General features: G+C 68.5%; 13 protein-coding genes. 2 read left to right on the forward strand and 11 right to left on the reverse strand.

The window, feature by feature from the left end:
- Positions 1-8: 8 nt before the first annotated feature.
- The 11 genes from QFW81_RS00095 to dnaA form a co-directional block, all read right to left on the reverse strand.
- The gene (locus QFW81_RS00095) at positions 9-416 is read right to left on the reverse strand and encodes an ExbD/TolR family protein (protein ID WP_280576503.1); all 408 of its coding nucleotides are present in this window, start codon (positions 414-416) and stop codon (positions 9-11) included.
- Between the two features lie 323 nt (positions 417-739).
- The gene (locus tag QFW81_RS00100; protein WP_280576504.1) at positions 740-1,156 is read right to left on the reverse strand and encodes an ExbD/TolR family protein; all 417 of its coding nucleotides are present in this window, start codon (positions 1,154-1,156) and stop codon (positions 740-742) included.
- Positions 1,157-1,171: 15 nt separating this feature from the next.
- Positions 1,172-1,600, reverse strand: a complete 429-nt coding sequence (locus QFW81_RS00105; protein WP_280576505.1) for an ExbD/TolR family protein — start codon at positions 1,598-1,600, stop codon at positions 1,172-1,174.
- A 24-nt stretch (positions 1,601-1,624) separates the two neighbouring features.
- A complete protein-coding gene (locus QFW81_RS00110; RefSeq protein WP_280576506.1) occupies positions 1,625-2,371 on the reverse strand; it encodes a MotA/TolQ/ExbB proton channel family protein in 747 nt (248 codons plus the stop codon).
- A 78-nt stretch (positions 2,372-2,449) separates the two neighbouring features.
- A complete protein-coding gene (locus tag QFW81_RS00115) occupies positions 2,450-3,118 on the reverse strand; it encodes an energy transducer TonB (RefSeq protein WP_280576507.1) in 669 nt (222 codons plus the stop codon).
- A 149-nt stretch (positions 3,119-3,267) separates the two neighbouring features.
- The gene (locus QFW81_RS00120) at positions 3,268-4,479 is read right to left on the reverse strand and encodes a tetratricopeptide repeat protein (RefSeq protein WP_280576508.1); all 1,212 of its coding nucleotides are present in this window, start codon (positions 4,477-4,479) and stop codon (positions 3,268-3,270) included.
- 75 nt (positions 4,480-4,554) lie between these two features.
- A complete protein-coding gene (locus tag QFW81_RS00125) occupies positions 4,555-5,346 on the reverse strand; it encodes a M48 family metallopeptidase (protein WP_280576511.1) in 792 nt (263 codons plus the stop codon).
- Positions 5,347-5,521: 175 nt separating this feature from the next.
- Positions 5,522-7,969: a DNA topoisomerase (ATP-hydrolyzing) subunit B gene (gene gyrB / locus QFW81_RS00130; RefSeq protein WP_280576512.1), complete on the reverse strand. Its 2,448-nt coding sequence runs from the start codon at positions 7,967-7,969 to the stop codon at positions 5,522-5,524.
- A 158-nt stretch (positions 7,970-8,127) separates the two neighbouring features.
- Positions 8,128-9,240 carry a DNA replication/repair protein RecF gene (gene recF / locus QFW81_RS00135; RefSeq protein ID WP_280576513.1) on the reverse strand — a complete coding sequence of 371 codons (1,113 nt, stop codon included), beginning with the start codon at positions 9,238-9,240 and terminating at the stop codon, positions 8,128-8,130.
- Between the two features lie 109 nt (positions 9,241-9,349).
- Positions 9,350-10,450: a DNA polymerase III subunit beta gene (gene dnaN / locus QFW81_RS00140; protein WP_280576514.1), complete on the reverse strand. Its 1,101-nt coding sequence runs from the start codon at positions 10,448-10,450 to the stop codon at positions 9,350-9,352.
- Between the two features lie 710 nt (positions 10,451-11,160).
- Positions 11,161-12,483, reverse strand: a complete 1,323-nt coding sequence (dnaA, locus tag QFW81_RS00145; RefSeq protein WP_280576515.1) for a chromosomal replication initiator protein DnaA — start codon at positions 12,481-12,483, stop codon at positions 11,161-11,163.
- A 205-nt stretch (positions 12,484-12,688) separates the two neighbouring features.
- Here dnaA and rpmH point away from each other — a divergent pair, with 205 nt between their 5' ends.
- Both rpmH and rnpA read left to right on the forward strand, forming a co-directional pair.
- Positions 12,689-12,829 (forward strand): 50S ribosomal protein L34, encoded by a 141-nt coding sequence (gene rpmH / locus QFW81_RS00150; protein ID WP_024892171.1) that lies wholly within the window; start codon positions 12,689-12,691, stop codon positions 12,827-12,829.
- A gap of 58 nt (positions 12,830-12,887) precedes the next feature.
- Complete coding sequence (gene rnpA, locus QFW81_RS00155; RefSeq protein ID WP_425603939.1) at positions 12,888-13,313, forward strand: ribonuclease P protein component; 426 nt, start codon at positions 12,888-12,890, stop codon at positions 13,311-13,313.
- The last annotated feature ends 8 nt before the right edge of the window (positions 13,314-13,321 follow it).

The raw sequence follows: 13,321 nt of genomic DNA on the forward strand, positions 1-13,321 counted from the left end.
CCTGCGTTCTAGCGGCGGACGAACCCGATGTTGGTCAGTCCCGCATTGCGGGCGGCGGCCAGCACGCTGGCCACCGCCTGGTAGTCGCAATCGCCGCTCGCATCGATGCGCAGCAACGGCTGGCCTGATGCGGCGGTGCCTGCGGCCTCGCGCATCAGGGCCGGCAGGTGCTCAAGATCGGTCGCGTTGCCGTTCCAGGCCAGCTGGCCGGCAGCGTCGATGGTGAGGTCGACCGGATCCGGCGGAGCGACCGGCCTGATCGTGTCCTGCGGCAGGTCGAGGTCGATCTGGTGCGACAGCGCCGGGGCGGTCACCATGAAGATGATCAACAGGACCAGCAGCACGTCGCACAGCGGGATGATGTTGATCTCGGCCATCGCGGGCGGCGCCCGGTCGGACGGGTTGCGCAATGCCATGACACACCTCCTGCGCGGGTGGACACGGCTCCGACGCTACGCCGCGGCAGTCGCGGCGGCAATCCCGACGAAGGTCGCAGCGTCTGTCCGGCGGAGATGGTCGTGGGCCGGCCGCCGGCATCCCGGTGAGGCTGGCGGGCGCCGGATCAGGCCACGGCCATGGGCAGGTCGGCAGAGAAGGCCAGCCGCTCCGGTCCACGACCCACAGTCCGCGAACGCCTCCCCGGAAGCCGGACAAAAAAAACGCCGCCCGGAGGCGGCGTTCAAACTTGCGTTTCGGTAAGCGGCCGGCGCGCTGCAGGCGACGCCGGTCGGTCGTGCGGTTACTTCTTGACGAAACCGATCTTCTGCATGTGCGCGTTCTTGGCCGAGGCCAGGACCTTGGCCAGGATCCCGTACTCCGCATCCTCGCTCATGTCGATCTCCAGCGTCGGCTGGTTGGTGACATCGCGCTGGACCTCGGCGTCCATCATCTGGCGCAACGCCGTGACCGGGGTCGGGCTGTCGTTCCAGTAGATGGTGCCACCGGCGTCGATCCGCAGGCGGATGGGCTCCGGCGGTTCCACCGGATTCTCGGGCGGATTGAGCGAACGCTGCGGCAGGTCGACGTCGATCGGATAGGACACCTGCGGCGCGGTGACCATGAAGATGATCAGCAGCACCAGCATGACGTCGCACAGCGGAATGATGTTGATGTCGGCCATCGGCGCGCCATCGCCACCACCTGATGAAAAAGCCATCGTGCGTTCTCCGGATCAGTTCTTTTCGCGGGCCGAGACGAAGCCCACCTTGCGCATGCCCTTGGCCTGCGCAAGGTTGACCACCTCGTTGACGGTCCGGTACGGCGTCGTCGCATCGCCACGCACGTTGACCGGTGGTTGCGGCGTCTTCTGCGCTTCCACCGCCAGCGTGCTGTCGAGCAGGTCCATCGTGACCGGCTGGTCGTTGAGGTACAGGTTGCCGTTCGACGTGATCGCGATCGTCAGGGGCGGCGCCGCGGGCGCCGTCTCTGGACGTTCGTCGAGGTTCGCCTCCGGCAGGTCGACCTTGACCTTGTGCGCCATCAGCGGTGCCGTGACCATGAAGATGATCAGCAGCACCAGCATCACGTCGACCAGCGGCACGATGTTGATCGTGGCGTTGACCTTGTCGTGACCGCTGTCACCGCCTGAACTGAAGGCCATGTCGAGTCTCCGTCAGTGGTTCGATCAGCGGGCGACGTCGCCGACGCGCGAGCCCGTGGCGAAGAAGTCGTGCAGGTCGTGCGCGAAGGTGTCGAGCTTGTTGTTCGTGCTGCGGTTCAGACGCACGAAGAAGTTGTAGCCCAGCACCGCCGGGATCGCGACGGCCAGACCGATCGCGGTCATGATCAGCGCCTCGCCCACGGGACCCGCGACCGCGCCGATGTCGGCCTGGCCGGTGGCACCGATGCGGATCAGCGCGTTGTAGATGCCCCACACCGTGCCGAGCAGGCCGACGAACGGCGCGGTCGCACCGACGGTGGCGAGCACGGTCAGGCCGGCTTCCAGGCCCAGCGACTCGCGGGTCACGGCCTGGCGCAGCGCGCGGTCGACGAACTCGGAGCGGCTCAGCGACTCGGCCAGACGCGAACCATCGTGGCGCTGGTGGTGCGCGGCAGCCTGGGCGGCATCAAGCGCGACCTTCGAGAACGGCTCGCTCTTGGGCTGCTCTTCCATGAAGCGGATCGCGTCCTGCGCGTTCGGGGTTTCCCAGAACGTGGCGATCACCCGGTCCGAATTCTTCTTCAGGCGGATGTTCTTGATGAAGTTGTAGATGATCCAGTAGATCGAGAGCACGGACATCAGGACCAGGACCAGGAACACGATCCAGTTCACGACTGTCATGTGTTCCATCAGGTTCGCGAAGCCCATCTGGGTCAGGGCCTCGGCGTTGTTGCCTCCGGTCACCGGGGCGGCGGTGGTTTCCTGCAGCATGACGCTTACCTTCTAGATGTTGTTGAGTGTAGGAAGTGGAACGGGTGGAGCGGTTGGAAATGCGTTGGAGCTGGCCGGTCAGCCGCCGAGGTTGAAGTCGACGGGGACGCGCACCCGACCGGCGGCCGGCTGGCCGTTGACGATCGAGGGATTGAAGCGCCAGCGACGTGCGGCCTGCATCGCCGCACGGTCGAGGTCGCGATTGCGGCTGGACTTTTCCACCGACACGTCGGTGACGTTGCCCTGTGCATCGACGCTGACCACCAGGATCACGGTGCCCTGGATGCCGGCGCGCAGGGCGGACGGCGGGTACTGCGGCGGGTTCATGTTGCGCGAGGAGATGTCCACGCTGGCACCGATGTCAGGCGACGGCGCGGGCGGCGCGGGCGGTGCCGGCGGCGGCGCGGGCGTGTCGACCGGCGAGGGGTCGTCGAACACCACCGGCGGCTCTTCGGGCGGCGGCGGCAGCGGCGTGGGCTGCGGCGGCACCAGCTCCTTGATCGGCTGCGGCTTCGGCGGCTCCGGCGGCGGCGGCGGCGGCGGCGGGGGAGGCGGCGGCGGCTCGATGATCACCACGCGGGTGGCATCGTCGTCCTGCTGTTCGGCTTGGGGAGGCGTGGCGGGCGCCAGCAGCAGCAACAGGGCCGCGGCGTGGATCGCCACCACCAGGGTGAATCCGGCGATTCGCGCCCAGTCCAGACCTTCGTCTTCGTCTTTCTTGTCGGTCGTCGGCAAGCGGTCGGTCATGCGTTGAACTCAAGTCTGGCCGGGCAGCGGGTTGCCCGTGGTCGTGTCATGCCGCCGCCGGTTTTCGGCGACGGGAACTTCCAAGCTTATACCAATCCGCTGGCGCGATACCAACCGGTGTCCTGTCCCGATTGTGTCACTCGAACGTGTTACTGGGTGCGGGCAATGATGCGCTTGGCTTCGTCCGGCGCCTTGACGCCCTTGTCGATCGCCTGCTGCGCGGCCTGCTTGGCCTCGGGGAGGCGCCCCTCGTTCGCCAGCAGCTTGGCCAGGTTGAGGTAGGTCTCGCCGTTGGGCGCCAGCGGCGCAGCCTTCCCGTAGGCGTCGATCGCCTGGTCGATCTGCTGCGGCTCGCCGAAATAGTGTGCCTGCGCGAGCGCGACATAGGTCTGGTAGTCGGGCTTGAGGATGTTCTTCTCCAGTCCTTCATTGATGACCTCGATCGCCTTCGCCTGACCGTCGTCCAGGCTCAGGTAGGAGGCCATGAGGTTGCGGTACTCGCGTTCGTCCGTCAGCTCGCCGCGCGCACGCAGCGCCTCGTACACCGCTGCCGCCTTGTCGTACTGCTCGGTCTGCAGGTAGGTGGCGGCGAGGTTGAGCTGGGAGCGCTTGTCGTCGGGCGTGCTGGACGCGATCTGCTCGGCGAGTTTCGTCGCCTCGCCGCCCTGGCCCGAGTCGGCGTATGCGGCCATCAGCATCTGGCGCCACTCGGACTTGGCCTCAGGGGATTCAGCCAGCGGCTTGAGCGTGGCGATCGCTTCCGGGTAGCGCTCCAGCCGCAGCAGGATGTTGCCCTTGATCGCGGCGATGTCCGGGTCCTGCGTCCGGGTCTCGGTCTGCAGCTGTTCGATCGTCGCCAGGGCCTGGTCATAGCGCTCTTCCTGCGCATGCAGCTGGGCGACGATGCTCATCACCTCGTAGTGCTCTTCGTTGCCCAGGCCATTGGCCTCGAGCGCGCCCTGCAGGTACTGGAGCGACCTGGCGTCGTCCTGGCCGATCAGCAGCGCACCGGCGATACGCCCCGCCAGTGCTTTCTCGTACGCGTTGGACTTCGGGTCGGCGATGATCTCGTCGGCCAGGGCCTGGGTCTGCGCCACGTCCTGTGCTTCGTACGCGTCCGAGAGCTTGCCCAGCCGCGTACTGCTGGAACGCGACGACGGCTTGGTATCAGGTTCCTCGCGGGTCGCATCGGGGAAGCGCGGTTGCCGTTCCACGCTTTCGCCCTCGCCCTTGCTGGCGCGTTCGGCACGCCTTTCTTCGGCCCGGCTCGAACTCTGCGCCAGGGCCGAGGTGGTCGCCACCATCAGGCCGGTGGCCATCATCGCGGTCAGGAGGCGGGTCGGAAGATTGGTCTTGGGCATGGGCTCACCTTGGCTCGTGCCGCGAATCCGCGGCAGGGTTGGAACGGATCGTTTCGTAATTGGGATGCAGCGCGGTCAGCCGCAGGCCGGCCGGCGGCCGGCGGCACGCGCCTGTTCGTAGGTCGGCACCAGCTGGTTGGCGCGCGCCTGGAGTTCGGAGATGCGGCTTTGCGGATCCGGGTGGGTCGACAGCCACTGCGGCGGCCGGCTACCGCCGGCGGCGATCATGTTCTGCCACAGCGCGACCGCGGCGCGCGGGTCGAAACCGGCCTGCGCCATCATCCGCTGGCCGACCACGTCGGCCTCGCTTTCCTGGACGCGCGAGCCCGGCAACAGAAACCCGGTCTGGGCCAGCGCGCTGCCGCCCTGGGTGGCAAGCTGCCCATAGTCGCCGGCCACCGCGCCGAGCAGCTGCACCGCGCCGGCCGCGCCCATCTGGCGGGTGATGCGCTCGTCGTGATGGCGCTCGACCACGTGCCCGATCTCGTGCGCGACCACGGCCGCGAGCTGGTCCTGGTTCTTCGCGACCTTGAACAGCCCCGTGTTGATACCGACCTTGCCGCCGGGCAGCGCGTAGGCATTGGGTTCGTCGACGGCGAACACCGCACTTTCCCAGGCCATCGAGCGCTGGCCGGCGGGCAGTTGCTGCACGAGGGCGTTGACCACGCAACGCACGTACGTGTTCTGGCTGGCGTTGCTGCTGAGCGGGCCCTTCTGCTTGGCTTCGCTGAAGGCCTGTGCGCCAAGCTGGTCGAGCTGCTCCTGCGAAACCGCGCCCACGTACTGGGTGCGTCCCGTGGAGGAGGTCGTGGTCGCGCACGCGGCGAGCGAGGCGACGATGACCAGCATGGCGAAAGCGTGCTTCATTGACCCTGTTCCGTAAGCGAAGGCCGCGAGTTTGGCGGCGGCCGTCTTAATTTTTCGTCAACCGCGCCCGCCAGATGGCGGCGATGCGCGGGTCGCAGGGTCCGTTGCGATTCGTCCAGACGCGAGCCTGCACCCTGACCCGTGACGGCCGGGTGCGCGCCGGTGTCACGGCGCGTCACACGTCGAGGTTGGCGACCTTCAGCGCGTTGTCCTCGATGAACTCGCGGCGCGGTTCGACGACATCGCCCATCAGGGTGCTGAAGATCTGGTCGGCGGCCACCGCGTCCTCGATCCGTACCTGCAGCAGGCGGCGGGTGTCGGGGTTGACGGTGGTGTCCCAGAGCTGCTCCGGGTTCATCTCGCCCAGGCCCTTGAAGCGCTGGATCTGACGGCCTTTCTTGGCCTCCTCCAGCAGCCAGGCCTGCGCCTGGGCGAAACTCGCCACCGGCTGGGCACGGTTGCCGCGCAGGATCTGGGCGCCATCGCGCACCAGACCGTGCAGCAGGGCGGCCGCTTCCTTCAGCGCGCGCAGTTCGCCGCCCTCGAACGCCGACAGCGGAAGGACCTGCACCAGCTCCACGCCCATGTGCCTGCGATGGGAGACCAGCGCCGCCGGCTGCCCTTCGCGCGCCGCCTGCCACTCGAGCCGGTAGCGCGGACGGCCGAGGCCGTCGCGGTTGAGCCGCTGCTCCAGCGCTTCGAGCTCGTGCCGCTCGTCGGTATTCGCGCTCAGGGCCGCGGGATCGAGCGGAGTGAAGTCGATCAGCGCCTCGAGCAGCAGCGGGTCGTAGCGGTGCGCATTGCGCGCGATGGCGTCGCGCGCTCCGGCGTAGGCCAGCAGCAGCTTCTCCAGCGCGGCGCCCTCGATCGGCGGCTCACCCGTCGCAGGCACCAGCGCCGCGCCCTCGACCGCGTTGCCGGCCAGGTACGCGTCCAGCGCGCTGTCGTCCTTGAGGTAGAGCTCGCTCTTGCCCTGCTTGATCTTGTACAGCGGCGGCATGCCGATATAGACGTGGCCGCGCTCGAGCAGTTCCGGCATCTGCCGGTAGAAGAAGGTCAGCAGCAGGGTGCGGATGTGGGAGCCGTCCACGTCCGCGTCGGTCATGATGATGATGCGGTGGTAGCGCAGCTTGTCGGGGTTGTACTCGTCCTTGCCGATGCCGGTGCCCAGCGCGGTGATCAGCGTGCCGACCTCTGCGCTGGCGAGCATGCGGTCGAAGCGCGCACGTTCCACGTTGAGGATCTTGCCGCGCAGCGGCAGCACCGCCTGGTTCTTGCGGTTGCGGCCCTGCTTGGCCGAGCCGCCGGCGGAGTCGCCCTCGACGATGAACAGCTCCGACAACGCCGGATCCTTCTCCTGGCAGTCCGCGAGCTTGCCCGGCAGCCCGGCGATGTCGAGCGCGCCCTTGCGGCGGGTCAGGTCGCGGGCCTTGCGCGCGGCCTCGCGGGCGCGGGCAGCGTCCACGATCTTGCCGGCGATGGCGCGCGCTTCCTGGGGGTGTTCCTGCAGGAACTCCTCCAAACGTGCAGCGAACGTGCTGTCAACGACAGGCCTGACCTCGGAACTGACCAGCTTTTCCTTGGTCTGGGAGGAAAAGCTCGGATCCGGCACCTTGACCGAGAGCACCGCGATCATGCCTTCGCGCATGTCGTCGCCCGACAGCGTCACCTTGGCCTGCTTGGCGATCCCGCTCTGCTCGATGTAGTTGGTGAGCGTGCGCGTCAGCGCCGAGCGGAAACCGATCAGGTGGGTGCCGCCGTCCTTCTGCGGGATGTTGTTGGTGAAGCAGAACATCGTTTCCTGGTAGGCGTCGGTCCACTGCAGGGCGACGTCCACGGTGATGCCGTTCTGTTCGCCGGTCACCGAGATCACGTTCGGGTGCAGCGGCGTCTTCAGCTGCGCGAGGTGTTCGACGAAGCTGCGGATGCCGCCTTCGTACTGGAACAGGTCCCGCCGCCCCTCACCCCGCTCGTCGATCAGGGTGATCTTCACCCCGGAGTTGAGGAAGGACAGTTCGCGCAGGCGCTTGGCGAGGATGTCGTAGTGGAATTCGGTGTCGGTGAAGATCTCCGTCGCCGGCCAGAAGCGCAGCGTGGTCCCGCGGCGGGGGGACGCCTCGAGTTGCCTGAGCGCGTACACCGGCTCGCCCAGCGCGTATTCCTGCTGGTAGTGGAAACCGTCGCGCCAGATGTCGAGCATCAGCTTCGACGACAGCGCATTGACCACCGAGACGCCCACGCCGTGCAGGCCGCCGGACACCTTGTAGCTGTTGTCGTCGAACTTGCCGCCGGCGTGCAGCACGGTGAGGATCACCTCGGCCGCCGAGCGCCCCTCTTCCTTGTGGATGTCGACCGGGATGCCGCGGCCGTTGTCGGAGACCGAGACCGAACCGTCCTCGTGGATGGTGACGACGATGTCGTCGGCGTGGCCGGCGAGGGCCTCGTCGATCGAGTTGTCGACGACCTCGAACACCATGTGATGCAGGCCGGTGCCGTCGTGGACGTCGCCGATGTACATGCCGGGACGCTTGCGCACGGCCTCCAGGCCGCGCAGCACGGTGATCCGGCTGGAGTCGTAGGTCTGGGCGGGCTCGCCGCCGGGCACTTCGGGATGTTCGGTCATTCGCACCACCGTGACGGCGCGCGGCGCGCAGGAAGCGCCACGCGGCGCGACACATTAGTTATTGGGACTGAGGCGGGATTATAGCGCGTGGGGGCACGTCGTACCCGCGTCGTGAGGGAGGGTCGGCGGGCGCCCGGGCACCCCCTCCAGGCTGGCGTTCAGGGCGGCGGCGGGCTCGGCAGCGGCATGACCCGCCCGTGTTCCACGTGAAACACGGCGGACGCGCCTGTTTCCAGCTCCAGGGCGGCCGGCGCCTGCGTCCCGGTCACGAACACCTGGGCGCCGCTTTGCCGCAGTCGCTCCAGCAGCCGCTGCTGATGGGCCTGGTCCAGTTCTGCGGCCAGGTCGTCGAGCAGGAAGACCGGCCAGTGCCCGCGTTGCGCGGAGAAGTCTTCCGCCTGCGCCAGCAGGCAGGCAAGCGCGGTGAGCTTGGCCTGCCCGCGCGACAGGGCCTCGCCGGCGGGTCGGGCCTCGTGCGTGATGCGCCAGTCCGCGCGGTGGGGACCGACCGACGTGAAGCCGGTGGCCAGATCCCGCTCCCGCGCCAGCAGCAGCGCGTCCGCAAGCGGAATCTGGTCGCGACGCCAGCCCGGACGGTACTCGAACCGGCCTGCCCCCAACTGCGGGACCAGTTCGATCGACAACGCCGCGAGCCTCGGCTGCAGGCGCTCGACATACGCGCTGCGCTGTCGATCGAGCTGCTCGGCCGCGGCCACCAGTTCGGCATCCCAGGCGTCCAGCTGGTCGGATCGCGCACGCTGCTTGAGCAGGGCATTGCGTTGCTTCAACGCACGCGCATAACGGCGCCAGACGAGACGAAACGCCTGGTCTCCATCACGTTCCACGTGGAACAGGCCCCAGTCGAGGTACCGCCGCCGGGCCTCGCTGCCGGCGGTGACGAGGGCATGGCTGCCCGGCTCGAAGCTGATGGCCGCCAGTGCCGCGCACAGGTCCCCCAGCTGCTGGACCGGTTCGCCATCCAGTCGCCCGGTCCAGGCCTGACCCTCGTGGCGCAATCCCGCACGCCGCCGCACGTCGTGCGGCTCCTCCCACTCGGCAAACACCTCCAATGCGCCCAGCCCCGTCTGGATCAGTCCGTCGCGGACCCGCCCGCGGAAGCTACGGCCGTATGCGAGCAGGTGCACGGCTTCCAGCAGGCTGGTCTTGCCCGCCCCGTTGGCGCCAAGCACGAGGTTCAGCCCGGGAGAAGGCAGCAGTTCCAGCGGCGCAAGGTTGCGCACCCCGCGCGCCGTCAGCCGGGTCAGACGCATGGCGCGGTTTCCCGTGGAACGTCGCAGGCCACCAACCCAGCCCCACCAAACGACTTCGCCCGGCGAGCGCCGGGCGAAGCAGGGGGTTCCACGTGGAACAGGGGGTCGGTCACAAGCGCAGCGGCATCACCACGTGGCGGCACTTGTCGCTGCTCGCCTCGCGCACCAGGGCAGACGAGTTCGCATCGCGCAGCTGCAGGACCACGTGTTCGTCGCGCAGGGCACTCAGGGCGTCGAGCAGATAGTTCACGTTGAAGCCGACGGCAAGCCCGTCGACCTTGGTGTCGGCCTCGACCTCTTCCTGCGCTTCTTCCTGCTCCGGATTGTGGGCGTTGATCCGCACCAGACCCGGCGAAAGCTCCAGCCGCACGCCGCGGTACTTCTCGTTGGACAGGATCGCCGCGCGCTGCAGCGATGCCCGAAGGGCCTCGCGGTCGATCCGCACCTCACGGTCGGCGCCGATCGGGATCACGGCCTCGTAGTCGGGGAACCGGCCGTCGATCAGCTTGCTGGTGAAGGTCACATCGTCGCGCTTGACCCGGATGTGGTTGCGGCCCATCTCCAGCACCACGGTGCGGTCGCCGCCCTCCAGCAGGCGCTGCAGCTCCTGGACGCCCTTGCGCGGGACGATGATCTGGCGCTTGGTGGGCACCGCATCGTCGAGCGCGGTTTCGCACAGCGCCAGGCGATGACCGTCGGTGGCCACGCAGCGCAGGCGGGTGTCGGCAAGGTCGAACAGCAGGCCGTTGAGGTAGTAGCGCACGTCCTGCTGCGCCATCGCGAACGCAGTGCGTTCGATCAGTTCCTTGAGCGCCGCCTCGGGCACGCTGACCCGCTCGGTCGCCTCCACTTCGTCCACCGAAGGAAAGTCGTTGGCCGGCAGGCTGGACAGCGTGAACCGGCTGCGGCCCGCCTGCACGGTGATCTTGTCGCCCACCTGCGAAAGCGTGACCTTGCTGCCGTCGGGCAGGGCGCGAACGATGTCGAACAGCTTGCGTGCGGGAATCGTGCTCTCGCCATCCTGCGCGTCGTCGACATTGCTGCGCGCGACCATCTCGACCTCGAGATCGGTGCCCGTCAGGGAGAGCTGGCCATCCGAGACCTGGGTCAGCAGGTTGGCCAGGACCGGCAGCGTCTGCCGGCGTTCGACCACGTTGACTACTTGGGCGAGCGGCTTCAGGAGGGCTTCGCGTTGCAGGCTGAAACGCATCCGGGGGTTCCTTCTAGCAAGGCTTTTGAACGGTAAGAACTTTAAAAGCGGTGGTGCTGGGGGGCCTGCACAACGGGCACAAGTTGTTCAAGTGCCTGATTTACATAGAAATTAAAGGTGTTCCGCGCTGTGGGTAACTCGTCCCCCGCGGCCCGCGCAGCCTGTGGATGGATTCGAGCTCCTCGCGTTGTCCACAGCTTGTACGAACGCTGTCCACGGACACCACAAGATCTAGTGTAGCGAAGGTTGCAGACCGCGGGGCCGCATCGCATGGCCACCGCAGAGATACAGATGTTTCGCAATGGAGGACATCGGCCCCGGGGCTGCTCGCGGTCTCGCTGCCGGGGGGTGTGGGCAGGGAGCGGGCGCACGGGCCAGCCGCCGATGCCGCAGCGTGGCCGCTCCCGGATGGACGGCGTCGCCCGGCGCCAGGAAGCGGATTGAACAGGTGGCGCGCGAAGCATGTGTGTCCCCACGCCCGCCGGAGCGGGTGCGACCCGCCAGGGGGCCGTAAGACGCGCGGAGCGACGTGTCATCCGTGGCATGCCGTCGCGTCGCGCCCCGACTGTCGCCCCGGACTGGCGACGCATCGTCTGCGTTCCGTCCCAGGTCCGTTCGGGCTGACGACCAAGTGTTGACGACCCCAGTCGACGCGGACCCGGATGCGCTGCGCTTATCCGGGCTACGGGCCGGTCGTCGGCCGGGCACCTCTACTCGGACAGCTTGCGGATCAGCTTGTCCCAGTCCTCGCGCAGCTTGCCGTCGGTCTCCATCAGGTTGCGGACCTGGCGGCAGGCGTGCAGGACGGTGGTGTGGTCCCGGCCGGCGAACGCATCGCCGATCTCCGGCAGGCTGTGCTCGGTCAGCTCCTTGGCCAGCGCCATCGCCACCTGGCGCGGGCGCGCCAGCGAGCGCGTGCGGCGCTTGGACAGCAGGTCCTTGATCTGCAGGCCGTAGTAGTCCGCGACCACCTTCTGGATGTTGGGAATGCCGATCGACTGCTGCTGCGCGCGCAGCAGGTCGCGCAGCGTTTCCTGCGCGAACTCCACCGTGATCGCACGGCCGGTGAAATTCGCGCGCGCGGCCAGCGAGTTGAGTGCGCCTTCCAGGTCGCGCACGTTGCCGTGCATCTTCTTGGCCAGCAGGAACGCGACCTCGTCGGGCACCATCGTTCCGCGTTCGCGCGACTTGGCCAGCACGATCGCCGCGCGGGTCTCGAAGTCGGGCGGGTCGATCGCCACCGACAGCCCCCACGACAGCCGCGACTTCAGCCGCGGCTCGAGGCCATCGACCTCGCGCGGATAGCGGTCGCAGGTCATGATGATCTGCTGCCGGCTCTCGAACAGCGCATTGAAGGTGTGGAAGAACTCTTCCTGGGTGCGGTCCTTGCCGGCGAAGAACTGGATGTCGTCGATCAGCAGCGCATCGACCTGCTGGAACTGGCGCTTGAAGCGGTCGGTGCTCTTCTCCTGCAGCGAACGGAAGAACGCGCTGTAGAACTGCTCCGAGCGCAGGTACAGCACGCGCGCAGCCGGGTTGGCCTGGCGCATCGCGTTGCCGGCGGCGAACATCAGGTGGGTCTTGCCCAGGCCGGTGCCGCCGTACAGCAGCAGCGGATTGTGGGCGCGGTCGCCGGGCTTGAGCGCGGCCTGCCAGGCGGCGGCGCGACCGAGCTGGTTGCTGCGGCCCTCGACGAAATTGTCGAACGTGTAGTGCCCATCGAGATGCCCGGCGAAGGCCTCGGGCAGCGGCACGGGTGCCGCACTGGCCACTGCCGCAGCAGCCGCGCTCGCCGCACGCGGCAGCGAGCCGATCTCGAGCGCCACCTCGCCGCTGCCGGCGAAATGCATCAGCAGTTCGCGGATCCGCCCCAGGTAGCGGCTCTCGACCTCGTCGCGCACGAAGGCATTGGGCGCATACAGCACGGTGCGGCTGTCGTGGCTGCGCGCCTGCAGCGGCTTGAGCCAGGTGTGCACATCCTCGGCCGGCAGTTCGGCTTCCAGGCGTTCGAGGCAGCGGGGCCAGGCATCCATAGCGGTCAATGACGGCGAAAACGGGAGCGGCCGGCGCGCGTGTGCGGGCCGGGCGTCGGGGTGGCGAGGGGAGGGCAGACTACCACCGGCACCCGGGGCGCGCATCCGCGCGACGCGGTCTCGATCCCGCCCCGGCTTGACCGGTGCCGACGCGCGCCGCTAGAATCGCCGGTTCTTTCCGCCCGCCGCATCGTCGTAGACCGCCATGGCCACCAAGCGCACCTACCAGCCCAGCAACCTCAAGCGCAAGCGCGACCACGGCTTCCGTGCGCGGATGAAGACCGCCGACGGCCGCAAGATCCTTGCCCGCCGCCGCGCCAAGGGCCGCAAGCGCCTCTCGGCCTGAGCCGCGACGCGCCTGCCCCCGGCCCCGTTCCCGGCCGGGCCTCCTGTCCGAGATGACCATGGCGCGCTTCCCGCGAACGGCGCGGGTGAGGGCGCGCGCCGACTTCGACCGCATCTTCCGCGACGGCCGCCGCGTCGCCGTCCCGATGCTGGCGCTGCACTGGCACGCCGCCGACGTGTCGCGACTCGGCCTCGCGGTCTCGCGCAAGGTCGATCCGCGCGCCGTCGGCCGCAACCGCATCAAGCGCATCCTGCGCGCGCACTTCCGCCAGCTGCGGCCGGTGCTGGCCGCCGGCGACTACGTGCTGGTCGCGCGTCCTGCGGCCGCGGCAGCCTCGCCGCAAGCGCTGCGCGACGCATTCACCGCACTGCTGCGCCGCGCCGGTGCGTTGCCGCCCCCAGCCGCGGACGGCACAATGCCGGCCGCGGATTCCCGCCCGGCATTCCCGCCTTCCCCTGTCGCGCCGCGTTCCCACGGCGAATGAGCCTGCCT

It is taken from the genome of Luteimonas kalidii, assembly GCF_029887935.1.
In the GTDB taxonomy this organism is placed as follows: Bacteria; Pseudomonadota; Gammaproteobacteria; order Xanthomonadales; family Xanthomonadaceae; genus Luteimonas; species Luteimonas kalidii.